General features: G+C 75.9%; 17 protein-coding genes. 7 read left to right on the forward strand and 10 right to left on the reverse strand.

From position 1 onward, the window contains the following. Nucleotides 1-96: 96 nt before the first annotated feature. From ACZ50K_RS32370 to ACZ50K_RS32385, 4 genes are all read right to left on the reverse strand, one after another. A complete protein-coding gene (locus tag ACZ50K_RS32370; RefSeq protein ID WP_468909770.1) occupies nt 97-717 on the reverse strand; it encodes a GTP-binding protein in 621 nt (206 codons plus the stop codon). After that, complete coding sequence (locus ACZ50K_RS32375) at nt 698-1,039, reverse strand: DUF742 domain-containing protein (RefSeq protein ID WP_468909926.1); 342 nt, start codon at nt 1,037-1,039, stop codon at nt 698-700. Before ACZ50K_RS32375 ends, ACZ50K_RS32370 begins: the two co-directional genes overlap by 20 nt. Before the next feature lie 202 nt (nt 1,040-1,241). Next, the gene (locus tag ACZ50K_RS32380; protein WP_468909773.1) at nt 1,242-1,682 is read right to left on the reverse strand and encodes a roadblock/LC7 domain-containing protein; all 441 of its coding nucleotides are present in this window, start codon (nt 1,680-1,682) and stop codon (nt 1,242-1,244) included. Continuing rightward, complete coding sequence (locus ACZ50K_RS32385) at nt 1,679-4,465, reverse strand: sensor histidine kinase (protein WP_468909776.1); 2,787 nt, start codon at nt 4,463-4,465, stop codon at nt 1,679-1,681. Before ACZ50K_RS32385 ends, ACZ50K_RS32380 begins: the two co-directional genes overlap by 4 nt. Before the next feature lie 345 nt (nt 4,466-4,810). On the opposite strand from ACZ50K_RS32385, the gene ACZ50K_RS32390 reads away from it, so the two are divergent. Continuing rightward, a complete protein-coding gene (locus tag ACZ50K_RS32390; protein ID WP_468909778.1) occupies nt 4,811-5,239 on the forward strand; it encodes a hypothetical protein in 429 nt (142 codons plus the stop codon). 22 nt (nt 5,240-5,261) lie between these two features. Here ACZ50K_RS32390 and ACZ50K_RS32395 read toward each other — a convergent pair whose 3' ends face one another. The 3 genes from ACZ50K_RS32395 to ACZ50K_RS32405 form a co-directional block, all read right to left on the reverse strand. Further along, nucleotides 5,262-10,082, reverse strand: coding sequence for a hypothetical protein (locus ACZ50K_RS32395; RefSeq protein ID WP_468909779.1), 4,821 nt, complete (start codon nt 10,080-10,082; stop codon nt 5,262-5,264). A 94-nt stretch (nt 10,083-10,176) separates the two neighbouring features. After that, nucleotides 10,177-11,085 carry a hypothetical protein gene (locus ACZ50K_RS32400; protein WP_468909781.1) on the reverse strand — a complete coding sequence of 303 codons (909 nt, stop codon included), beginning with the start codon at nt 11,083-11,085 and terminating at the stop codon, nt 10,177-10,179. A gap of 58 nt (nt 11,086-11,143) precedes the next feature. Next, nucleotides 11,144-12,694 carry a hypothetical protein gene (locus ACZ50K_RS32405; protein ID WP_468909784.1) on the reverse strand — a complete coding sequence of 517 codons (1,551 nt, stop codon included), beginning with the start codon at nt 12,692-12,694 and terminating at the stop codon, nt 11,144-11,146. A 124-nt stretch (nt 12,695-12,818) separates the two neighbouring features. Between ACZ50K_RS32405 and ACZ50K_RS32410 the strand changes: the two genes are divergently transcribed. The 3 genes from ACZ50K_RS32410 to ACZ50K_RS32420 are packed head-to-tail and all read left to right on the forward strand — an operon-like array spanning nt 12,819 to nt 15,129. Continuing rightward, nucleotides 12,819-13,544, forward strand: coding sequence for a LamB/YcsF family protein (locus tag ACZ50K_RS32410; RefSeq protein ID WP_468909927.1), 726 nt, complete (start codon nt 12,819-12,821; stop codon nt 13,542-13,544). Next, entirely contained in the window at nt 13,541-14,218 is a 678-nt protein-coding gene (locus tag ACZ50K_RS32415; RefSeq protein WP_468909785.1) for a 5-oxoprolinase subunit B family protein, read from the forward strand. Before ACZ50K_RS32410 ends, ACZ50K_RS32415 begins: the two co-directional genes overlap by 4 nt. Nucleotides 14,219-14,229: 11 nt before the next feature. After that, nucleotides 14,230-15,129: a 5-oxoprolinase subunit C family protein gene (locus tag ACZ50K_RS32420; RefSeq protein ID WP_468909787.1), complete on the forward strand. Its 900-nt coding sequence runs from the start codon at nt 14,230-14,232 to the stop codon at nt 15,127-15,129. A 408-nt stretch (nt 15,130-15,537) separates the two neighbouring features. On the opposite strand, the gene ACZ50K_RS32425 is transcribed toward ACZ50K_RS32420, so the two are convergent. Further along, entirely contained in the window at nt 15,538-16,938 is a 1,401-nt protein-coding gene (locus ACZ50K_RS32425; RefSeq protein WP_468909790.1) for a HEAT repeat domain-containing protein, read from the reverse strand. A gap of 312 nt (nt 16,939-17,250) precedes the next feature. After that, nucleotides 17,251-17,673: an ankyrin repeat domain-containing protein gene (locus tag ACZ50K_RS32430; RefSeq protein WP_468909793.1), complete on the reverse strand. Its 423-nt coding sequence runs from the start codon at nt 17,671-17,673 to the stop codon at nt 17,251-17,253. Between the two features lie 233 nt (nt 17,674-17,906). Between ACZ50K_RS32430 and ACZ50K_RS32435 the strand changes: the two genes are divergently transcribed. After that, nucleotides 17,907-18,101 (forward strand): hypothetical protein, encoded by a 195-nt coding sequence (locus ACZ50K_RS32435; protein WP_007262923.1) that lies wholly within the window; start codon nt 17,907-17,909, stop codon nt 18,099-18,101. A 51-nt stretch (nt 18,102-18,152) separates the two neighbouring features. Continuing rightward, nucleotides 18,153-19,739 carry a hypothetical protein gene (locus ACZ50K_RS32440; protein WP_468909795.1) on the forward strand — a complete coding sequence of 529 codons (1,587 nt, stop codon included), beginning with the start codon at nt 18,153-18,155 and terminating at the stop codon, nt 19,737-19,739. Nucleotides 19,740-19,751: 12 nt separating this feature from the next. On the opposite strand, the gene ACZ50K_RS32445 is transcribed toward ACZ50K_RS32440, so the two are convergent. Continuing rightward, on the reverse strand, nt 19,752-21,254 hold the full coding sequence (locus ACZ50K_RS32445) for an SCO1417 family PLP biosynthesis transcription factor (protein WP_468909798.1): 1,503 nt from the start codon (nt 21,252-21,254) through the stop codon (nt 19,752-19,754). A 184-nt stretch (nt 21,255-21,438) separates the two neighbouring features. Between ACZ50K_RS32445 and ACZ50K_RS32450 the strand changes: the two genes are divergently transcribed. Continuing rightward, nucleotides 21,439-22,209, forward strand: coding sequence for a glycerophosphodiester phosphodiesterase (locus ACZ50K_RS32450; protein ID WP_468909801.1), 771 nt, complete (start codon nt 21,439-21,441; stop codon nt 22,207-22,209). Nucleotides 22,210-22,233: the final 24 nt, after the last annotated feature.

The following is a 22,233-nucleotide window of genomic DNA, read 5'->3' on the forward strand; positions in this document are numbered from 1 at the left end:
CGACTGGATCGACTGGTACAACTACCACCGACCCCACACCGGCATCCACGGCCAAACACCCGCCAGCCGCGTCACCAACCTGCCCGGACAACACACCTAGGTCCGGGCGGGCTGTCGGCGCGCTCGGGCCACCTCCATGGCGTGCTCCACGACCCCGACCAGGATGTCCTTGACGGACTCCCGTTCGCGGGCGTCGCAGAGCAGCATCGGGACCTCCCCGTCCAGGTCCAGGGCCTCCCTGACGGTGTCCACCGGATGGCGGTCGGCCCCGTCGAAGCAGTTCACCGCGACCAGGAACGGGATGCCGCGCCGTTCGAAGTAGTCGACGGCGGCGAAGGAGTCCTCCAGCCGGCGGGTGTCGGCGAGCACCACCGCGCCGAGGGAGCCCTGGGCCAGTTCGTCCCAGAGGAACCAGAAACGGTCCTGGCCGGGGGTGCCGAACAGGTAGAGGACCAGGTCCTCGCGGAGGGTGATGCGGCCGAAGTCCATGGCCACGGTGGTGGTGCTCTTGCCCTCCACTCCCCCGGTGTCGTCGATGTCGCGGCCGGTCTCGGAGAGGGTCTCCTCGGTCCGCAGCGGTCTGATCTCGCTGACCGCGCCGACCAGGGTGGTCTTGCCCACCCCGAAGCCGCCGGCGACCAGGATCTTCAGAGTCAGCGGCTCGACCGGCGGCACCGCGTAGATGCCGCCGGACCGGTTAGAGCGCCCGAAGGCCATCGATCACCTCACGGAGAATGGATTCGTCCGGCAGTTCGGCCGGGGGGACCGGCCGGGTCACATGGACCAGTTCCTCGTCGCCGAGGTCGCCGATGAGGACCCGGACCACCCCGATGGGGAGGTCCAGATCGGCCGCGAGTTCCGCGACGGACTGCGGCCGTTCCCGGCACAGGTCCAGGATGTGGGCGTGTTCCGGGGACAGCGTCAGGTCCCAGACCGGGTCCTCGGCCGCCGGTTCGGCGACGACCAGGGCAATCAGGTCGAGCCGGTGCTGGCCCGCGTGGCTGGTCCGGCCCCGGGTCATCGCGTACGGGCGGACCACCGGGCCCGCCTCGTCGTCGAACCAGTGCGCGTGCCCGGCGGGGCTGTGGTCGGGTCCGCCGCCGGCGGGGGCGCCGCCGACGGGACCGCGGGCGGCCGGGGCCGCGGGCGGGGGCCCGGCCGCGGCGGCGTCGGCGGCGGGTGTGGCGGGGGTGTCGGGGCCTTCGGCGGGAGCCAGGCCTGAATCGCTCATGCGGTCCCACTCACCCCCCGGCGGGCAGCCCGGTGCGCGGTGCGGTCCGCAGGTGGTCGCCCACCCGCTTGACCATGAGGGTCATCTCGTAGGCGACCTGCCCCACGTCGGAGTCCGCGTCGGAGAGCACGGCCAGGCAGCTGCCGTCGCCCGCCGCCATCACGAAGAGGAAGGCCTCGTCGAGTTCCACCACGGTCTGGCGGACCGAGCCGGATTCGAAGTGCCGGCCGACGCCCTTGGCGAGGCTGTGGAACCCGGAGGCCACGGCGGCCAGGTGCTCGCTGTCCTCGCGGGTCAGTTCCTTGGAGCTGCCGGTGGGCAGTCCGTCGCCGGACAGCACCACCGCCTTGCGGATGCTGGCGACCCGGTCGACGAGCTCGTCCAGGAGCCAGTTGAGCTGGCCGGGGCCTCGGCTCCGGCCGTCGTGCCCTGCGGTCTGCGGTGCGGTCATCGACCGTCCCCCTCGTTCTCGTGCTGGTGCCCGGGTCCGGCGCCGGTGGTGCGGCCGGCGTCGGACTGCTGCTGTGCGTGCAGGTTGCGGCCGGCCGTCCAGCCGCGCTGGAGCGAGGACATCCGGCGGCGGACGTCCTCCGCGTCGCGGTCCTCCGGTGCGGAGGCCGCCGGGGCGGGCGCGGCGGGCCCGTTCTTCAGCTGGGGCGCCAGGTTGGCCTGCCGGACCCTGCGGGGCAGGCCGCCGGGGCCCTCGGCGCGCGGCTCGGGCCGGCTCTCCGTACGGGGCTCGGGGCGGGCGTCCGTACGGGTCTCCGGGCGGTTCTCCGTACGGGCCTCCGGGCGGGAGTCCGCGGTGGTGTCCAGCCGGCGGCCGTGGTCGGCGACCAGGGTGGGGGTGCGGCGGCGGCGCGGCAGCGGCACGGTCCCGGAGGCCGGGCGCAGGCCCTCCGAGCGGACCGTGTCCAGGCGGGCGCTCTCCAGCCGGACCGGTCCGGTGGGAGCCTGCGGTTCGCGGTCGGCGGCGGGCCGGGCGGGGCCTGGGTCGGCCGGGCGGCCGGTGCGCCGGTCCGGGCCGGGGCGGCCCAGCAGGGTGCTGCGCGGGATGCCGGTGGGCGGGGTCTCGTCGTCCAGGCTGGCCATGGCCGGCAGCCCGGCCGAGGGGCCGGTGGCCGGGCCGGCGGGGGTGCCGGACGGGCGGGCCGGCTCGTTCAGGCCCAGGACGCTCAGCGGGGCCTCCAGCTCGACCGGGCCGTCCAACAGGGCGGCCGGGACCGGCCTGCGGGGCGGGGCGAGGCTGCCGCGGCCGGTGCCGGCCGGGGGGAGGGAGGGGCCGGTGGCCGGGGCCTTGTTCTGGCGGTCCAGCCGGAATCCGGTGCCGTTGGTCTCCGGGGCGTCGGTGAGCAGGGCGGCCGGGAGGAAGACCACGGCGGTGGTGCCCCCGTACGGGCTGACCTGGAGCGAGACCTTGACGGCGTGCCGCTGGGCGAGCCGGCTGACCACGAACAGGCCCAGCCGGTCGGTGTCGGACAGCTCGAACTCCGGGGAGTCGGCGATCCGCAGGTTGGCGTCCAGCAGGGCCTCGGCGGTCATGCCCAGGCCCCGGTCGTGGATCTCCAGGGTGAAGCCGTTGGCGACCTGCTCGCCGTGGACCGCGACGGCGGTGTGCGGGGGCGAGAACACCGTGGCGTTCTCCAGGAGTTCGGCGATCAGGTGGGTGACGTCGGCGACCGCCGGACCGGCGATGCCGAGCCGGGGCAGCCGGCGCACCTCGATCCGCTCGTAGTCCTCGACCTCGGCGACGGCCGCCCGGACCACGTCCATCAGCTGGACCGGCTTGCGCCACTGGCGGGAGGGCGCGGCGCCGGAGAGGATCACCAGGCCCTCGGCGTGCCGGCGCATACGGGTGGTCATGTGGTCCAGGCGGAACAGGTCGGCGAGTTCCTCGGTGTCCTCGGTGCGGCGCTCCATGCTGTCGAGGAGGGTGAGCTGGCGGTGCAGCAGGACCTGGTTGCGGCGGGCCAGGTTGACGAAGACCTCGGAGACCCCGCGGCGGAGTTCGGCCTGCTTCACGGCGGCTTCGACGGCGGCCCGCTGGAGGGTGTTCAGGGCCTGGCCGACCTGGCCGACCTCGTCCCGCTCGTACTCCAGACGGGGGGCCTCGGTCTCGATGTCCACGTGCTCCCCGGCGGCCAGCCGGCGCATCACGGCGGGCAGCCGGACGCCGGAGGCCTCGTGGGCCTCCTTGCGGAGCCGGGAGAGGTCGCGGATCAGCTCGCGGCCGATGCGGACGGACAGGACCAGCGAGACGATCAGGGCGAGGAAGCCGAGGATGCCGGCCACGGCGGCCTTGACGAGCACGGCCATGGCGACGGGTTCCACCCGCTCCTGGTAGGCGTCGCCGGCCGCGGTGCCCATGTCGGCGAGCTGCCGGAGGGCCTGGGCGGAGACCTCGTCCCACTGGGCGGGGGTCGGGATCCGGGGGTTCTTGACCGGGCCGGTGGTGACGATCTTCTCCTCGGCGTCGCGCAGCGCCTTGGACTCGGGGCCGGTCCAGTAGCGCTCGAAGACGGCCCGGTCGGCGGCGGGCAGGATCCCGAGGTTGAACTCGTAGAGCAGCTCGCGCTTGGCCATCAGGTCGGAGACGGCACGGACGTCCTCGCGGGTGAACCGGCGGGCCGCGAAGGCGGCGGCGACGACCGCGTCCTGCCGGGAGAGCGCCTCGCGGGCCCGGGTGATGCCGACCAGGGCGCGGCCCTGCTTGTCCATCTCGACGTCCTCCAGCGCGTGGAGGTTCATCAGGAAGTCGTAGCAGGGATCGACCAGGCGGTTGTAGAGCTCCAGGGCCTCGCCCGGGTCCAGGGCGGTGCGGTCGACGTCGGCGCGCAGGGTCTGGAGGTTGCCGAAGGCCTCGATGATGGAGTCCAGGCGCTGGGCGGCGTCCGGTCCGAGGTCCCGGGCGATGTCGGGGTCGGCGGCGCTGCGGCCGAGGTCGGCGAGGACGGTGTCGGTGGCGGCGCGGTTCCTGACCAGTTCGGTGAGGGCCCGGGAGGCGGTCGGGGTGCCGAGCACCACCAGGGTCTGCCGGCGTTCCCGCTGGACGACCCGGACCACGTCCTCGACCGGATAGCCGACCTTGTCGATGACCCCGGCCACGTCGAGGAGTTGGACGGCCTGGCGGCCGGTGAGCACGGTGGCGAAGCCCCAGAGGGCGGTCAGGGAGACGAGCGGCACCAGGAGCAACGCCACGATCTTCCGGCGGATGGACTTCCCGCGAAAGCGCATGGGCTCCACAGCCTCCCCCAGCTCAACCCCCTTGCCGGGGGTCGGTGTTCCGTCAATCAAACGGCGTGAGCCTACTACTGCGGCCCGGAGCCTTCGAAGGCGTGTCCGGACGTTTTCGGCCGGACGGCTGGACGAAGATCACGAGTTGTCCCATACTTCCGGTCAAGTCCGGCCCGATATGTGGCACATGACACTTGGTGAGGCGTCAGTTCCCGTAGTCTGATGGATGGCTGGAATTATTCGTTCCGCAGGTGGTCCGGGAACCCCGGGGGCCCGGCGGACGTCTTGACCGTGCTGTGACGGTGCAGCGCGCATGGTGGGTCGCAGGGTGGGGATGAGCGGGGCATGGGGAGCGAACACCGGGAGCCGAGGCGGGAGCTGTGGGTGGAGGAGGAGGCCCGGCGCCGCCGGATGCCCGATCCCGTCCGCAACGCCGCGGTGCGGGCCGTGCTGATCGTGTCGGTGGCCCTGACCCAGGGCACCGTCACCTTCTTCCTCACCCTGACCGGCTCCTGGCTGGCCTTCCCGATGCTGCTGGGCTCGGTGGCCGGCACCATCGTGGCCACCTGGGGGGTGCTGGACGTGTGGATCACCCGGCAGACCTGGCGCCAGCGGTACGGGGTGCTGTCGGTGCCCAGCAGCGGCGCCCGCGGCTGGCGCGGGCCGACCCCCGCTCCCCCGGCGCCCCGGCCCCGGCAGGGCGCCGCCGGCCAGCAAGGGGCCACCGGCGCCCCCTCGGGGGCGCCGCAGGCGGGCAGCCTGCGCCGGGCCTGAGGCCCCTGAGACCAACGGGCCCTCAGACCCGCTGGTCGGTGGGGCCCGCCTGGCGGCCGATCTGGCGCTCCGGCGCGGGCTCGCGAGCGTGCTCGCGGGCGGCACGGTGTTCGGCCTGGTGCTCCGCGGACTTGCGGAACATCCGGGTGGCGGTGATCTCCCCGTGCACGGTCTCGCCCTCGGTGGACTTCTCGGGCAGTCCGGGCCGCAGGTGCTCCTCCACGCTGATGTACTTCAGCCCCGCCCGCAGGTCGGCGTCGTTGCGGAGCCGGATGACCAGCGGGAACTCCGCCAGCGCCGTGGTGTCGAACAGACCGGTGGTGTAGAGCAGCTGCACGCCCAGGGCGTCGGACACCGCCCGCTGGAGCTCCAGCAGATAGGTGGCGTTGGCCCGGCCGATCGGGTTGTCGAGGAACAGGGTGCCCGCGTGCCGGTGCCGGTCCCGGCCCCGGTCGTTGCTGCGGAGCGCGGCCATCGTGCAGTACAGGGCGATGGCGGCGGTCAGCAGCTGACCGCCGGAGAACACGTCTCCCATCTGGCCCACCGGCACCCGCTCGGCCCGCAGCACGGCGTCCGGCTTGAGGATCTCCACCGAGATGCCCCGGGGCTCCAGCGCCGCCTGCACCCCGCGCAGCAGCAGGGACATGCCGTCCCGGCGGCCCTCGCCGAAGGAGGCGTTCTTCTTGACGGCCGAGCGGGTCGCCTCGTCGATGACCTCGCCGAGCCGCTCGGTGAGGGTGGCCTGGTCGGGCTCCTCGAAGCGGATCCGGAGGAACTCCTGCCCGGACCATTCGCCGAGGCCCTCGGGCAGCTGGGACAGCCGCTGGGCCGAGCGGAGGGTGGCCAGCGCCGACTCCACCAGCCCGCGCAGCCGGTCCACGATGCTGTCGCGGTTCCGCTCCAGCTGGGCCAGCTCGTCGGTGAGCACCCGTAGCCGGGGCGCGAAGGCCGCCGCCCAGGCCGCCGCGTGCTCCGGCAGCGCGGCCGCGGGAAGCTCCCGGATCTGCTGCCGGGCCGGGGTCCGCACCTGCTCGTAGCGGGTGGCGTTGGCGTGCCGGACCAGGACGTCGCAGGCCTCGCGTACGCCCGCCTCGGCGGCGGACAGGTCGGCGGTGCAGCCGCGCAGCGACCGGCGGGCCTCGGCGGCGGACTGCCGGGCCTCCGCGAGATCACCCGGATAGCCGGTGGCGTCCCGGTCCTCGTCCTCGGCGGACCCCTGGTGGTCGCGGAGCTGGTCCCGCAGCTGGGCGGCCGTCTCGTCGAACCCGCCGGCCCCGTCCTCGGCGGCGCGGTGCGAGCGCAGCAGGTCGGCGTGCGCGGCGCGGGCCGCCTCCACCGCGGCGGTGTGCGCGGCGAGCTGGGCGGTGGCGGTGCGCAGCAGCGCCTGGGCCTGCTCCACCTGCTCCGGGACCAGTTCCCCGGGGAGCTCGGCGTGCGCCTCTCCGTCGGCCGGGGCCAGCCGTTCGGCCTCGCCGCGGAGCCGGCCGAGCTGCTCGCTGGCCGTGCCGGCCCGGGATTCCAGCATCTGTACCAGGGACTCGGCGCGGGCGGCCGCGGCCTGCCGGGAGGGGCCGTCGGCCCCGTCGGTGCCCTCCAGGAGCTGGGCGGCCCGGGTGCGGACCTTGTTGGTGAGCCGGTCCAGTTCGGCGGTGGCCGCGCTCTCGTCGCTCTCCGCGCGGGCCTGTTCGGCGCGCAGGTCGGCGCCGACGCCGACCTTCTCGTAGAGCCGGGAGGCGGCCCGGTAGGCCTCGCGGAGATCGGGCAGGGCGGTCCGGCGCGGGGCGTCCGCCCCGGCATCCGACCCGGACCCGGTCCCGCCTTCGGTCTCGGTCTCGGCTTCGGCGGGCAGGTCGGAGACCCCGGCGATCTCGGCCCGTTCGGCGCGCAGCGCGCGGGAGGTGCGGCGGGCGTCGTCGGCGGCCCGCTGGGCGGCCCGGCGGTCCTCGTCGGCGGCCCGGGCGCGGTCCAGGCAGACCTCGGCGCGGGCCTCGGACTCGGCGGCCTCCTCGGTGAGTTCGCGGACCTTGGCCTGCCAGCCGGCCCGCTCGCGGAGTCGGAAGGCGAGGCCGGCGAGGGCGTCGGCGGCCCGGCGGGCGCGCTGGGCGGTCTCCTGGCGGTCCTCGCGGATCCTGGCCGCGTCGGCGGCGATCTCCTCGGCCTCGGCGCGGACGGTCCGGGCCTCGGTCAGCTCGGCCTCGGCCTCCTCGGCGAACCGGCGGGCGGCGGTGGCCGTTCCGGCGAGTTCGGCGAGCCGGCCGGGCGGGCAGCCGGTGCGCCAGGACGCGAGCCGGGCGGCGAGCTCGCGGTCGCCGGCCAGCCGGGCGGCCAGCTCGCGGATCTCGGTGTCCCGGGCGGTGGCCCGGCTCCGCAGGGCCTGCCGCTCCTCGTCGGCCGCCTGCTCGTCGTGCATGGCCGGGTTGGGCGGCACGATGAAGATCCCCGAGGTGGCGCCGCCGTCCCCGGCGGCCGGTACGGGTGCCAGCAGGGCGGCGGCGGTGCCGACCGCCACCGCGGACCGGGGCAGCAGGGCCGCGGCGGCGAGGACCTCGTGGGCCCGGGCGTGGGTGTCGGGGTCGGTGATGACCACCCCGTCGACCAGTTCGGGCCGGGCGGCGAGCACGGCGGAGTGGTCGGTCGGGTCCACCGCCTGGGCCAGGTAGCGCCAGCCGGGCAGGGCGGGGATGCCGTGCTCGGCCAGGTACTCGACGGTGGCCAGCACGTCGGGGCCGGGGGGCAGCAGGCCGCCGTCGCCGAGCGCGCCCAGGATCCGGGCGTCGTCGGCGGCGGCGGTCCGCAGCTCGAACAGCTGCCGTTCGGCGGCGGTCACCCCGGAGTCCAGGAGGGCGCGGAGGTCCTCGGCGTTGCGGTCGAGGGCTTCGGCGTCCAGCGCGTCCGGTACGGCGTGGGCGGCGGGCTCCACGGGGGCGGGGCCGCCGGAGCCGCGGGGGCGCGGCAGGGCGGAGCCGGTGCCGGTGCCCGGTGCGGTGCCGGGTCCGGTGCCGGGGAGGCCGAGGAGTTCGGCGAGGCGGGGGGCGGCGGCGATGGCCCCGGCGGTGCGCCGGTCGGCCTCGTGGGCGGCCTCGGCGGCCTCGGCGGCGTCCGCGGCGCGGGCGGCGGTCAGTTCGGCGCGGGCCTCGGCGGCCGCCGCCTCGCGGGCCGCCCCGGCGGCGGTCCCGGCGGCCTCGCGGGCCTCCTCCCAGGCGGCGACGGCGGTCTTCTCGGCGTCACTGGCCGCCAGTGCGGCCCTGGCCGGGTCGGCGTCCGGGGCGGAGCAGTCCAGCCAGCCGGCCCGGACCGCCTCGGCGGTCTCCTGCTCCACCTCGGCCAGCCGGCCGCGCAGGTGGCCGGCCTCGCTGCGGGCCCGCTGGGCGGCGGTGGCGGCGGCGGTGGCGTCGCGGTGGGCGGTCTCCCCGGTCTCCTGGAGGGCGGCGGAGCGCTCCTCCTCCTCGTTGGCGACCCGTTCGCCGTCCTCGGCGGCCGTGTGCAGGGCGCGTACCAGCCGGCCGGCGGCGGTGGCCCGGGCGGCGAGGGCCGGGGCGGCGTCCCGTTCGGCCTCCCGGATGGCCGCGGCCACCCGGGTCGAGCGGTCGGCGGCGGCCCGGTGCCGGAGCACGGTCTCGGCGGCCTGCCAGGCCGAGTGCAGGGTGCGGGCCTCCAGGAGTTCGCGGCGCTGGGCGGCGGCCGCCCTGTCGGCGACGGCCAGGGCCAGCGAGGCGTGCCGGTAGGCCAGTTCGGCGGCGATGGCGGAGCTCCGGTCGCGGACCGCCTCGGCCGTGGTGACCTCGTGGGCGGCGGCGGTGACCCGCTGGGCGAGGTCGGCGGCCCGGGCTCGTTCGGCGGCCGCGCGGTGGGCGAGGCGGCGGGCCAGGCCGCGGGTGCGGCGCTCGGCTCCGGCGTGCACCTCACGGGTCCGGGCGCGGGTCGCGGAGGCCTCCACGATCCGGGTGAGCAGGTCCACCGAGCCGGCCGTGAAATCGCGTTCGGCCATCAGCTCGGACCGCCGGCCGAGCTTGTTGCCGAACCCGTGGACCAGGTCGGCCAGTCCGTCGGTGTCCCGGGTGTCGGTGACGGCGCGCAGCAGCAGGTCGGTGAAGTCGGAGTCCTTCTTCACCGCGAACAGGCCGGCCGCCTCGCCCTCGTCGGCGTTCATCTCGCGCTGGTAGCGGAAGAGTTCGGGGTCCAGGCCGAGCTCGCCGAGGTGCTCGTTCCAACGGTCGTGGATCTCCTCCCAGGAGACCTCCAGATGCGGGTACGCCTTGCCGGCCTCGGTGAGGGCGTCCCGGAAGCCCTTCATGGTGCGGCGCCGGCCCTGGGCCCCGGAGGCGCCTTCCACCGGCGGCCGGACGGCGGTGGACTCGGCCACCGGGAGGGAGTCGAGGCTGAGGCCGGGGCCGGGCCGGAAGGAGTACCAGGCCTCGGCGAACTTCCGCGGGTCGTTGGAGACCTGGCGGCCGCGCCATTCGCTGACCTTGCCGACGACCACGCACTCGCCGGTCCGGGTGTGCTGCCATTCGAGGGCCACATGGCCGCAGTCGTCGGCGAGCAGGAACTTGCGGAGCACGCCTGAGCTGGCGCCGCCCAGGGTGTTGCGGTGGCCGGGCAGCATCACCGAGAAGATGAGCTTCAGCAGGACGGACTTGCCGCCGCCGTTCTCCAGGAAGAGCACTCCGGCGGGCGCCGGGCGGCGCGGCGGCCCGGTCGGCTCCTCCTGGAAGAACTCCGCCTGCGTCGGAGCCGGGTGGGGCACCGGCTCGCCGACTCCCCGGAGGTCGAGCACGGTGTCGGCGTAGCGCGCACCGGCGGGACCGATGGAGTAGAGGCGGATCCGGGACAGCTCGTACATGGCGGCGGACTCTCGTGGTGTCTCGTGGGTCGGTCGTACGGGGCGGGGCGGCCGGCCGGTGCGGGTGGGGACGGCGGGGGCGCGGGGGGGCGGGTCAGGCGTGGAAGGGCAGCCCGGCGTCGGCGGCCAGCTCCAGGTCGTCGCCCTCGGGCGGCGGGAGGAGGCTGGCGGAGCCGTCGCCGACCTGGACCACGCCGAGCTCGATCAGTTCGGCCATGGCCGCGCTGCCCGCCATGTCGCGGACCTGGAGCTGGTAGCGCGGGGTGGTGCGGTAGGCGCCGCCGGCGTCGTCCCCGGTGCGCTGGAGGAAGCCGGAGTCGGTGAGGAAGGCGACGGCCTTGCCGACGATGCCGGTGGTGGATCCGGCCAGCCGGCGGGCGTCCTTGGTGGCGCCGGTGGCGCTGCGGCGGGCGTAGACCCGCCAGGCGGCCTCCAGACCGGGGGTGTCGGTGGCCGGGTCGGTGTTCTCGCCGAGTTCCTCGGCGCGGTCCTCCAGTCTGCGGCAGGCCTGCCGGACGAAGGCGTCCACCCCGTTGACGGTGATCCGGCCGATGTAGCCGTCGTCGGCCAGGTCCTCGGGGCGCGGGAAGGCGAGCGCGGCCACCGCCAGATGGGCGAGGCCGTGCAGGAAGCGGTCGCCGCCGTCGGCGGAGGTGCGGCGGGCGTAGTCGCCCATCCGGACGGCGAAGACGGAGTCCTCGTCGGCGGCGACGGCCATGCCGGCCCGCGGGGAGACCTCCAGGACGACCAGGCCGAGGCCGGTGGCGACGGCGTCGGCGAGCCGGCCGAAGCCGGGGTCCTCGCGGTAGCGGCGCAGGAGTTCGGCGTACTCGGCGTCGCGGGCCGGGAGGAGCTTGGGCTGGAGGCCGAAGGCGACCAGCCGGGCCGCGTCGGCGGCGTCGGCCGGGGTGACCCCGCCGCCGGCGGGGCCCGCCGGGGTGGGGGCCCCCGGTTCGCCGTCGGCCTCGCTCCACGCGGGGTGCTCGGCGTGGTGGTCGCTCACGGCTGGTGCTCCTTGGCAGGGGTCGGTTCGGGGGTGCCGGCGGCGGCCGGCGGGGTGTTCACGCGGACTCCGCGCGGGCGGCGGCCATGCCGGCCGCGTCCAGCAGGGCCGTGCCGACGACGAGGTCGGCGCCGCCGAACTCGAAGTCGTCGAGCTCGGTGCCGTCGTCCACGGCGAACAGCAGCCGCTCCTCGCCCTGCCGGTAGGCGGTGCCCACCGCCGGGCTGGCGGCGTGGACGGCGAGCAGGGCCACCAGATAGGGCAGGTCGGGGTCCTGGCGCCGGGCGTCGGCGAGCAGTCCGGAGAGCCGCCGGGGGGCGTCGTGCGGGAGGTCCAGGAGTTCCCGGGCGGCGGCCAGCTGCTCCTCGCTGAACCGGCTGTCGTCGGGGGTGGCGATCAGGTCGGGCTCGGGCATCTCCGCGCCGAGGTGTTCGCGCTCCAGCGGCGGGGTCAGCAGGATCTCCACCAGGTCGGCCATCCGTACCGACACGGGGGTGCGCAGCCCGGTGCCGGCCGCGAAGAAGGCGTCGGTGACCCGGCGGGCGTCGGCCACCGGCAGCGGCAGCAGCGGGGCGACCAGCTGGCCGTACAGGTCCAGGCCGGAGCTGGGGGCGTGTGCGGAGAAGGCCTGGCGGTCCTGTTCGGCGCGGAACAGCGGGCCGGCCTCCAGCAGCCGGGACTGGAGCTGGGTGTGCCGGCGGATGCAGTCCTTGACGATGTCGACGAGCTCGGCGGCGCGCCGCTTCTGCTCGCCGTCCTCGGATTCGTCGCGCGCCTTGCGGATGTTGGTGAGGATGGCGTTCTCGTGCCGGTAGCGGTCGGCGACGTGGTCCAGGGCCTCGGCGATCATGTCGGGGACGCTCCGCAGCCAGTCCACCGCCCGGACGTTGCGGCGGGTGGCGTCCAGGGTGCGGCGCAGGGTCTCCGCGTACTGGACGGTGCGGTAGCGGGCCTGTTCGGCGGCCAGCTGGGCGTCGGCCAGCCGGCCGCGGCTGATCAGCACCTCCAGCTTGACCTCGGCGGCGATCTGGGCGCTGGTGACGTCCGTGTCCAGGGCGCCGACCAGGACGTTGACCGCCTCGTCGGTGGTGCGGAGGTAGACCTCCCCGTCGTGGCCGGGCACCTCCTCGATCAGCTTGAAGTCGTAGTCCCGGCGGACGTAGACCCCGTCGGGGCCGAAGGTGCCGTATATGGCGCGGAAGCCGCGGTCCACGCTGCCGACGTTGATCAGGTTCTCCAGCACCCAGCGGGCCACCCGCTCGTGCTCGGCGGCGGGCCGGGCGGGGGCCTGGGCGGCCACCCGGGGCAGCAGTCTGGCCACTATCTGCTCGTGGTCCGCGCCGGTGTCGAAGTCCATGTTGAGGGTGATCAGGTCGATGCCGGCGAGGGCGACCTCGGCCATCGAGTAGATCCCGTACTCGCCGGCCAGATTGGCCTTGCGGACGTCCAGGTCGTGCAGCGGGGCCGTGCAGGCGAGCGCGCGCAGCCGCCGCGCCAGGCCCTCGTCGGCGGCCGGGCCCGGGGCCGGGGACGGGAGGGTCTTGACCGGGGCGGGAAACGTCACGACGGAAAGATTAGGCGCTCGGACTGACAACCACCCAAACGGCATGGTTCGGCCGGATCGTCCCGGGGGCCGCCGCCCCCGTACCGGGCGGGCCTTCTACGCTCACCGCATGGCTTCCATGATCACACCTTCGGGCGGGTCCCCGGACCGCTCCCCCGACAGTCCCCCGGTGGTCGACCTCAACGCGGACCTCGGCGAGGGGTTCGGCCGCTGGACCCTCACCGACGACGAGGCCCTGCTGTCCGTGGTCACCAGCGCCAACGTGGCGTGCGGGTTCCATGCCGGGGACCCCTCCATCATGCGGCGGGTCTGCGAGCTCGCCGCCGCGCGCGGGGTCCGGATCGGGGCGCAGGTCTCCTACCGGGACCTGGCCGGGTTCGGGCGGCGGGCCATGGACGTGCCGCCGGAGGAGCTGGCCGACGAGATCGCCTACCAGATGGGGGCCCTGGAGGTGTTCGCGCGGGCGGCCGGCTCCCGGGTGTCGTACGTGAAACCGCACGGCGCGCTCTACAACCGGACCGTGCGGGACGCCGGGCAGGCCGCGGCCGTGGTGGCGGGGATCCGGCTGGCCTGCGGGCCGGAGGCCGCCCTTCCGGTGCTGGGCCTGCCCGGTTCGCGGCTGCTGGCGGCCGCCGCGGAGGCCGGGCTGACGGCCGTGCCGGAGGCCTTCGCCGACCGGGCCTACACGCCGGAGGGCACCCTGGTGCCGCGCGGGGAGCCCGGGGCGGTGCTGCACGAGCCGGCGGCCGTGGTGGCGCAGGCGCTGGCCCTGACGCTCGGCGGGACGGGCCGCTCGCTGTGCCTGCACGGGGACACCCCGGGCGCGGCGGAGCTGGCCCGCCGGGTGCGGGACGCCCTGGCCGGGGCCGGGGTGCGGGTGGAGGCCTTCGCGTGAACGGCGTACGGGTGCTGCCGGTGGGCGCGGACGCGCTGCTGCTGGAGGTGGGGACGGCGGCGGAGGTGGCCGCGCTGCACGCGGAGGTGCTGCGCCGGCGGGCGGCCGGGGAGCCCGGCCTGGCGGGGGTGCGGGAGGTGGTGCCGGCCGCCCGGACCGTACTCGTCGACGGGGTGGCGGCCCCGGCGGCGCTGGCGGCCCGGATCGCGGGCTGGCGGCTGCCGCCGCGGGAGCCGGACGAGGGGCCCGAGGTGCTCGTCCCGGTGCGTTTCGACGGGCCGGACCTGGCGGAGGTCGCCGGCCTGTGGGGGGTGGGCGCCGCCGAGGTGCCGGGGATCGTGACCGGCACCGCCTTCCGGGTGGCCTTCTGCGGGTTCGCCCCCGGGTTCGGCTATCTGACCGGCCTGCCGGACCGGTTCGCGGTCCCGCGCCGGGCCACGCCCCGGACCTCGGTGCCGGCCGGCTCGCTGGCACTGGCGGGCGAGTACGCCGGGGTGTATCCGCGCTCCTCGCCGGGCGGCTGGCAGCTGATCGGCCGGCTGGCCGGGGACCTGACCCTCTGGGACCCCGACCGCGATCCGGCGGCCCTGCTGGCACCGGGCGTCCGGGTGCGCTTCCGGGAGGCGGGGGCTGTCCCGGGGGCCGGACTCGGAGGATCGGGGGTGGCGGTATGACAGGGGCTTCGGTGACGGGGACGGGACCGGGACCCGGCGGGGGGCTGCTGGTGGTGCGGGCCGGGGCGCTGACCACGGTCCAGGACCTGGGGCGGCCCGGGCACGCCCATCTGGGGGTGCCGCGGTCCGGCGCCCTGGACCCGGAGGCGCTGCGGCTCGGCAACCGGCTGCTGGGGAACCCCCACACGGGCGTGCCCGGGCCCGGCGCGGCCGGGCTGGAGACCACGCTCGACGGGGTCGCCCTGCGGGCGGTGGGGCCGGTGACGGTGGCCGTCACCGGTGCCCCCTGTCCGGTACGGGTGGCGGGGCGCCCGGCGGCCTGGGGGGCGCCCGTCCGGGTGCCGGACGGGGCGCTGCTGGAGGTGGGGGCCGCGACCCGGGGGGTGCGGAGCTATCTCGCGGTGCGGGGCGGCCTCGACGTGCCGCCGGTGCTGGGCAGCCGGTCCACCGATCTGCTGTCGGGCCTGGGTCCGGCGGTGCCGGCGGCCGGGGCGGTGCTGCCGGTGGGCCGGCCGTGGGGTCCGTCCGGGGGCGCGGACATGGCTCCGGTGCCGGCGCCGCCGGGGGAGCTGGTGCTGCCGTTCCGGCCGGGGCCGCGGGCGGACTGGTTCACCCCGGATTCGGTGGCGGCCCTGCTGCGGGGCCCGTACCGGGTGTCGGCGGCGGGCAACCGGATCGGGCAGCGGATCGAGGGCGGCCCGCCGCTCGTACGGGCCCGGGCCGGGGAGCTGCCCAGCGAGGGGATGGTCCTCGGGGCGCTCCAGGTGCCGCCGGACGGGCTTCCGGTGCTGTTCCTGGCCGACCACCCGGTGACCGGCGGCTATCCGGTCCTGGGCGTGGTGCCGGCCTCCGCGCTCCGGGCCGCCGCCCAGTGCCGCCCGGGCCTCCCGGTCCGCTTCACCGCACTCTGACGCCTGCGGGAGCCATGGGCCTCGCCAGGCCGGGCGGGTCGGATCGGGTCGGATCGGGTCGGATCGGGTCGGGTCGGGTTCGGGTCGGGTCGGACGGTCCGGGTCCCCGGGACTGCCCTGCCCGCGACCCCGGCGAACCGGACGGCGGACGCCCGGGCTTTCCCGTGCGCTTCGCGGCAGCGGCGGAGGCGTGGCGAGGGCGAGGGCGACGGGTCCGGGGCCGGGGCCGCAGGGTGCGGGTCGGTCAGCGGCCCGCGGGGCCGAGCCCTCGGGGCCGGGCCCGCGCATTCCCGGCCCACCCAGCGGGCGGGACCGGCCGGTCGCGGCCCGGGGCCCGGTGCCACCGGCCCGGGCCGGGCAGCGCCCGGCCCCGCTCGCGGTGGCGGGCGGGGCCGGTGGCGGGGGTGATCAGACGGCCGTGTTGCCCGGGGTCATCCGGTTGCGGACGGCGGACTGGACGTCCTCCTCCTCCGCGGGGTCGGCCGCCAGGCGGCGGAGCCGGTCCGCGACGCGGGCGTCGGCGGTCTCCGCGTGGTGTGCCGCGAGCTCGCGGGTGGACTCCTCGCAGTCCCAGAGGCATTCGACGGCGAACCCGGCGGCGAACGTCGGGTCGGTGGCCGCCAGGGCGCGGGCCGTCCGGCCGCGCAGGTGCGAGGAGGCGGTCTCGCGGTAGATGTGGCGCAGCACCGGTGCCGCGCAGCCGATGGCGAGCCGGCCGGCGCCGTCGGCCAGCGGGAACAGGGCGGCCGCGTCGGGGCCCGCGGAGCGGACGGTGGCGCGGAGCGCGGTGAGGACCAGGGGGGCGTCCTCGCTGCCGCCGTGGTCGGCGAGCAGGGTCGCGGCGGCCTCGCCGAGCGGGTCGGGGCGGGTGGCCCAGGTGCGGGCGCGGGCCAGGGCGGACGGGCCGGTCATCCGCCGGTAGGCGGCGACGGCCGGTTCGTCGGCGGCGGCCTCGATGAGGTCGAGGACGGCCGGGTTCTCCGGTTCGGCCAGGACCAGGTGGTGCAGGGCGGTGGCCCGGGCGGCCTCGCCGGCCGCTCCGGCGGCCGCGGCGAGGATCCGCGGGCGGTCCTCGGCGGCGGCGACGGCCGCCAGACAGCGGGCGGCCGGCACGTGCAGCGGGTTGCCGCGGGCCAGCCCGGCGGCGGCCCACTCGAAGACGGCCTCGACGCTCCAGCCGGGGCGGGGGCCGTCGGCCGAGAGCTGGCGCTGCCATCGGGAGAAGGAGCCCTGTTCGCGGGCGGCGCGCAGCCGGGCCCCGTGTTCGGGCAGGGCCTCCCACAGGCTCCACGGGCGCGGTTCGTAGGCGTCGCGGACGGCCGCGGCCAGCTGGGCCTCGCCCTCCGGGGTGGCCGGGAAGTGGGCGAGCACCGGTCCGGCGAGGGCGCGCAGCCCCTGGTCGTCGTCGCGCAGGGCGAGCTCGTCGAGCGCCCAGGCCCAGTTGGCGCCGGAGGCGGCGTAGCGGCGCAGCAGCATCAGGGCGTCGTCGCGGCCGTAGCTGGCGAGGTGGCCGAGGACGGACAGGGCGAGCCCGGTCCGGGTGTCGGAGTCGTCGACGAGGTCCTCGGGGGAGAACAGGTGCTCTTCGAGCTCGCCGAGCGGGCCGTCGAGGTCGAGGTAGAGGCGGGCGTAGTACAGGGAGCGGTTCTCCACCTGCCAGTCCTGGCGCGGGTCGCCGAGCACACAGTGGTTGAGTGCCGCGAGGGCCTCGGCCCTCGGTGCGGCGAGTGCGTGCAGGGTGCCGTCGCCGCGGCCCCGCTGAAGGAGCCCGAGCAGGGTACCGCTCGGTGCTATGACTGGTTCGAACATGGGAATGGCCTCAAATCAAGCTGGGGACGCAACCGGGAATCGGGATTCACGTAGCCGCGTAACAGCATGTGAGGACGTCCGCCGTCGTGTTCCGCTCGATGTAGACCATGGTCTTCTCTCTTTCGTCGGTGACCGGAGTTTCCCCCGTACCCCGTCCCTCGGGGTCTCTACCCCGTCCCTCGGGGCTCTCTCCGGATCCGACGCCATGATGACCCAGCCGGTTTGTGCGACGCGACCACATTTACGGCCGCGGTGACCGACTCGGGACCGATGGGGGACCGGATACGGCCCGTAACCCCCGGAAAAAGCGGACTACTGGGCTCCGAAAAGGGTGAGCAGTTCGGTCTTGCCGAACATGCGGGCCGTGTCCACGGCGGAGGGGGTGCCGGCGGCCGGGTCGGCGCCTCCGGCGAGCAGGGCGCGGATGACTCCCTCCTCCCCCTTGAAGACGGCTCCGGCGAGCGGGGTCTGGCCGCGGTCGTTGGCGCGGTCGGCCTCGCCGCCGCGGGCCAGCAGGGCGGTGACGGTGTCGGCGTGGCCGTGGTAGGCGGCCAGCATGACGAGGGTGTCGCCGCGGTCGTTGGTGAGGTTCGCGGGGGCGCCGGCGTCCAGGTAGGCCGTCAGGGTCCGGGTGTCGCCCTGCCGGGCGAGGTCGAAGATCTTGGTGGCCAGTTCGATGACGTCCTCGTCGGGGGCGCCGGGCGTACCCGGGGCGTCCTGGGGGCTCTCGCTCATGGGGGCGTACCGCCTTTCACTGGTTCGGATGAAGCAGCAGCTTACTGGCCGTAACCGCACATGCCAGGTCCGGTCCGAGGCATGGATGGGAGGGGGCCGATGCGCCAGTCGGAGTGGGCCGATCAAGTGAAAAATGCGCCAATTCACCTATTTGCACCTGTTGTCGCATTGATACTTCCTGTGAGGTTGGGAGAACTGTTGGTGACCGTCCCCACCCATCAGGAGAACCCCCCATGGTCCTGTCGATCTCCGGCGTCGTCCTGCTCGGCATCATCTGCTTCCTCTTCTTCAAGAAGGACGGCATGAAGCTGACGCACGCGTTCGTCTGCGCGCTCTTCGGCTTCTTCCTCGCCGGCTCCGCGATCGCCCCCAGCATCACGGCCAGTACGGCCAGCCTCGCCAGCCTGCTCGGCGGCATCAAGCTCTGACCCGCCCCCGAGCCCCGACCGACAGCACCACCACAACTCCAGGAGACGCCCGTGGCCCGGCGCCCACTTCCCCGCATCCTCCGGCGCGGCAGCCTGTCGCCGGCCCGGGCCCGCGAACTCGCTCGCCGGGCCTCCGACAGCGCCACGGACGTCCTCCATCCGGTCCTGACCATCGGGCGCGGACTGCGCGTCCTGGCCGTCGCGGGGCGGCGGAAGTGGGTGGACACCCCGAAGGACAAACGCGGTCCCGCGCTGTTCCTGGCCGCCGCCTGCGTGCTGGTGCTGGCCCTCGTCCCGTACGGGCCGCTGCTCGGCATGCTCGCCCTGATGGCGGCGGCCGCCTGGCACGGCCGGGACCGGACCCCCGCCGACGAGGGGCCCGGCGAGGCCGCCGCCGACCGGCTCTCCTCGCTCTACGAGGCGCTGGTCCCGTACTTCTCCGTCCCCGAGGACCCCAACCCGCTGTTCTCCCACGGCGGAGCCTGGGACAAGGCCTTCGCCGACCACTCCTTCGACTCCGACGGCCGGATCACCCGCCTCCGGATCCGCTATCCGGCGTACTTCACCGACGGCGAACCCGAGTCCCGGGCCCGGATCGAGGCGCTGCTGCACGCCAAGTCCGGCCGCGGCCGGGAGTACCGCTTCCTCTGGGACGAGGAGGGCAACACCCTGGACCTGAGCGTGCTGCCCGCGCTGTCCACCGGGGTCGCCGCCCAGCCGTTCGTCACCTCCCCCGGCGAGACCGTCCTCGGGTTCACCGACCCGGCGGGCGTGCCGAGGACCCTGCCGGTGCTGGACGGCGGGGAGCCGCGGGACCTGCCGCCGGTGATCTGGCGGACCGGACCGCGGGCCACCGAACCGCATCTGCTGGCCGTGGGGCAGCCCGGCAGCGGGACCTCCAGCCTGCTGCGGTCCATCGCGCTCCAGGCGCTCCGGCAGGGCGGTGACCTGGTGGTCGTCGAGGGCGCCGGCAGCGGGGAGTACGCCTGTCTGGTCGGCCGGGCCGGTGTGGTGACCGTGGAGTGCGGTCTGGACGGGGCCCGGGCGAGCCTGGAGTGGGCGGCCCGGGAGACCGAGCGGCGGCTGCTGGCCGCCAACCGGGCCCGGCAGGAGGGGCGGCCGGCCCCGGAGGACGTCCGGCGGCCGCTGTGGATCCTGCTGGACCGGCCCAGCGTGCTCGGGCACCTGGCCGCGGCGGACGGGCTGACCGATCCGTTCGGCCTGCTCCAGGTGCCGCTGCGGCACGGGCGGGCGGCCAACGCGACCGTGGTGGTCGCGGAGCAGTTCGACCATCTGGAGCTGCTGAACGAGGGGGTGTGGGCGCACACCCGGGCCCGGGTGGTGCTGGGCCCCGCCTCCGTCCAGCAGGTGGCCGGGGTGCTGGGCGCCCCGCCGAACACCACGCCGACGGCGCAGGTGCCGCCGGGCCGCGGGTACGCCCGGCTGGGCACCGGCCCGGTGCACCGGCTCCAGGTGCCGGCCACCCCGGACCCGTACGAGGAGGGGGTCGCGCACCGCGAGGCGGTGCTGGAACTGCTGCCCGAGCGGGTGGCCGGGGTGACGGTGTCCAAGCCGCCGGCCCAGTCGGTCGGCTCCGCGGCCCCGGTGACCTCGGAGGTCCCGGCCGACGCGGGCTAGCCCGTCGGGGCGCTACGCCACGAAGGTGCGGGTGGGTTCGGTGGTGTGGCCGCCGGCCCCGGTGGTGACCAGGCGGGCCGCGGCGGCGAGCCGGGCGGCGGCCTCGTCGGCCACCGGGCCGCCGACGGTGAAGGGCAGCCGCACATACCCCTCGAAGGCGCCGTCCACACCGAACCGCGGTCCCGAGGGGACCCGGACCCCCACCCGTTCGCCGACCTCGGCGAGCCGGGAGCCGGAGAGGCCGCCGGCCCGGGCCCACAGGGTGAGGCCGCCCCTCGGGACGGCGAACTCCCAGTCCGGGAGTTCCCGGCGGACGGCGGCGACCAGGGCGTCCCGGTTCTCCCGGGCCTGGGCCCGGCGCAGTTCCACCGCCTCCGCCCAGCCGCCGGTCCGCATCAGCCAGTGCACCGCCAGCTGCTCCAGGACCGGGGTGCCGAGGTCGGCGTAGGCGCGGGCCGCCACCAGGCTGCGGATCACGTCGGGGGCGGCGCGGACCCAGCCGATCCGCATCCCCGCCCAGAACGCCTTGCTGGCCGAGCCCACCGTGATCACGGTGCTGCCGGCCGGGTCGAAGGAGCAGACCGGGCGGGGCATCTCCAGGTCCGGGTCCAGCTGGAGTTCGGCCATGGTCTCGTCGGCCACCAGGACGGTGCCGGCCGAGCGGGCCGCCTCGACCATGGCCCGGCGCTGCTCCTCCGAGGCCAGCGCCCCGGTGGGGTTGTGGAAGTCGGCGACCACGTAGGCCAGCCGGGGGGCCGCGTCGCGCAGCACCTGGCGCCAGGCGGCCAGGTCCCAGCCGGCCAGGCCGTCGGACATGGCGACCGGGACCAGCCGCACGCCGGCCGCCCGCATCAGCTGGAGGATGTTGGCGTAGGAGGGGGACTCGACGGCGATCCGCTCGCCGCGTCCCGCGAACAGGCTGCAGATGGCGTCGATCGCGCCCATCGCCCCGGTGGTGACCATGATCTGCTCGGGCATGGTCGGGATGCCGCGCTCGGTGTAGCGGTCGGCGAGCATCCGGCGGAGCGCGGGCAGTCCGGCCGGGTAGTCCCCGTGGGTGTGGGCGTACGGCGGGAGTTCCTCCAGGGCGCCCTGGACCGCCCTGGTCAGCCAGGGCTCGGGGGCCGGGAGCGCGGCGCAGCCCAGGTCGATCATGGATCCCAGGGCCTCCGGCGGGAGGGGTTCCAGACCGCGGGCGGGCAGCGGGTTGCCCGCCGGGACGGCCGTCCAGCTGCCCGCGCCCCGGCGGGACTCCAGGAAGCCCTCGCCGCGCAGCGCCTCGTAGGCGGCGGCCACGGTGGTGCGGCTGAGGGAGAGGGAGACGGCCAGTTCGCGTTCGGCGGGGAGCCGGGCGGCGACCGGGATCCGGCCTTCGAGGACCAGCAGCCGGATGCCGTCGGCGAGGGCCCGGTAGGCGGGCGGCTTCCGGGCGCCGGGCACGGCGGGCCTCGGCTGCTGGGAGGTGATGAGCCGCGCCAGCTGGGGAGCGCCCACCGCGGAGGTCCACTGCGCCATGTCGTCCGGTCCACCTTCAGGGGATTGGCCGTCCCGGGCCGGTCATCGGCCTGGTCCGGTCCGGTTCGGGAGCTGATTGGATTGGTTCTCCGGAACAGACTGGCACGGGCCGGGCGGGCGGCACCAGTCCGGCGGCCGGGCGTCCCGTCACCGGGATGCCGCTGGTGGGGGCATACTGCGGCGCGTGACGCACGTACGCCTTCGCCATCCCTATCTGGACCACCCCGGTCCGCTCCCGTTCGCGCACCGCGGCGGGGCGGCGGACGGGCTGGAGAACACCGCGGCCGCCTTCCGCCGGGCCGCCGGGGCGGGCTACCGGTACTTCGAGACCGATGTGCACGCGACCCTGGACGGGAAGCTGGTCGCCTTCCACGATCCGACCCTGGACCGGGTCACCGACGCGGCCGGCCGGATCGCCGCGCTGCCGTGGAGCCGGGTCCGGGAGGCCCGGGTGGCGGGCAGCGAGCCGCTGCCGCTGTTCGAGGAGCTGCTGGACGAGTTCCCCGAGGCCCGCTGGAACATCGACGTCAAGGCGGAGTCGGCGGTGCATCCGCTGGTGAACCTGATCGCCCGCCGGGGCCTGTGGGACCGGGTCTGTGTGGGCTCCTTCTCGGAGAGCCGGGTGGCCCGGGCCCAGCGGCTGGCCGGTCCGCGGCTGGCCACCTCGTACGGGGTGCGGGGGGTGGTCGGGCTGCGACTGCGGTCCTTCGCGATCCCGGCCGCCCTGCGGGTGGGGGCGGTGGCGGCGCAGGTGCCGGAGTCCCAGGCGGGCATCCGGGTGGTGGACCGCAGGTTCGTCCGGACGGCCCACGAGCGGGGCCTCCAGGTCCACGTCTGGACCGTGAACGAACCGGAACGGATGGAGGCGCTGCTCGACCTGGGTGTCGATGGCATCATGACCGACCGGATCGACCTGCTGCGTTCGGTGCTGGACCGGCGCGGAGCATGGGTTTAGAGCGGGTTGAGCGGCGAGGGGGAA

The sequence above is a fragment of the Streptomyces sp. NPDC033845 genome, assembly GCF_055576225.1.

Coding starts and splice junctions, on each gene's coding strand:
- ACZ50K_RS32370 (WP_468909770.1), bottom strand. CDS start 717: ATGGCCTTCGGGCGCTCTAACCGGTCCGGCGGCATCTACGCGGTGCCG.
- ACZ50K_RS32380 (WP_468909773.1), bottom strand. CDS start 1,682: ATGACCGCACCGCAGACCGCAGGGCACGACGGCCGGAGCCGAGGCCCC.
- ACZ50K_RS32385 (WP_468909776.1), bottom strand. CDS start 4,465: ATGCGCTTTCGCGGGAAGTCCATCCGCCGGAAGATCGTGGCGTTGCTC.
- ACZ50K_RS32390 (WP_468909778.1), top strand. CDS start 4,811: ATGGGGAGCGAACACCGGGAGCCGAGGCGGGAGCTGTGGGTGGAGGAG.
- ACZ50K_RS32395 (WP_468909779.1), bottom strand. CDS start 10,082: ATGTACGAGCTGTCCCGGATCCGCCTCTACTCCATCGGTCCCGCCGGT.
- ACZ50K_RS32405 (WP_468909784.1), bottom strand. CDS start 12,694: ATGCCGTTTGGGTGGTTGTCAGTCCGAGCGCCTAATCTTTCCGTCGTG.
- ACZ50K_RS32425 (WP_468909790.1), bottom strand. CDS start 16,938: ATGTTCGAACCAGTCATAGCACCGAGCGGTACCCTGCTCGGGCTCCTT.
- ACZ50K_RS32430 (WP_468909793.1), bottom strand. CDS start 17,673: ATGAGCGAGAGCCCCCAGGACGCCCCGGGTACGCCCGGCGCCCCCGAC.
- ACZ50K_RS32435 (WP_007262923.1), top strand. CDS start 17,907: ATGGTCCTGTCGATCTCCGGCGTCGTCCTGCTCGGCATCATCTGCTTC.
- ACZ50K_RS32445 (WP_468909798.1), bottom strand. CDS start 21,254: ATGGCGCAGTGGACCTCCGCGGTGGGCGCTCCCCAGCTGGCGCGGCTC.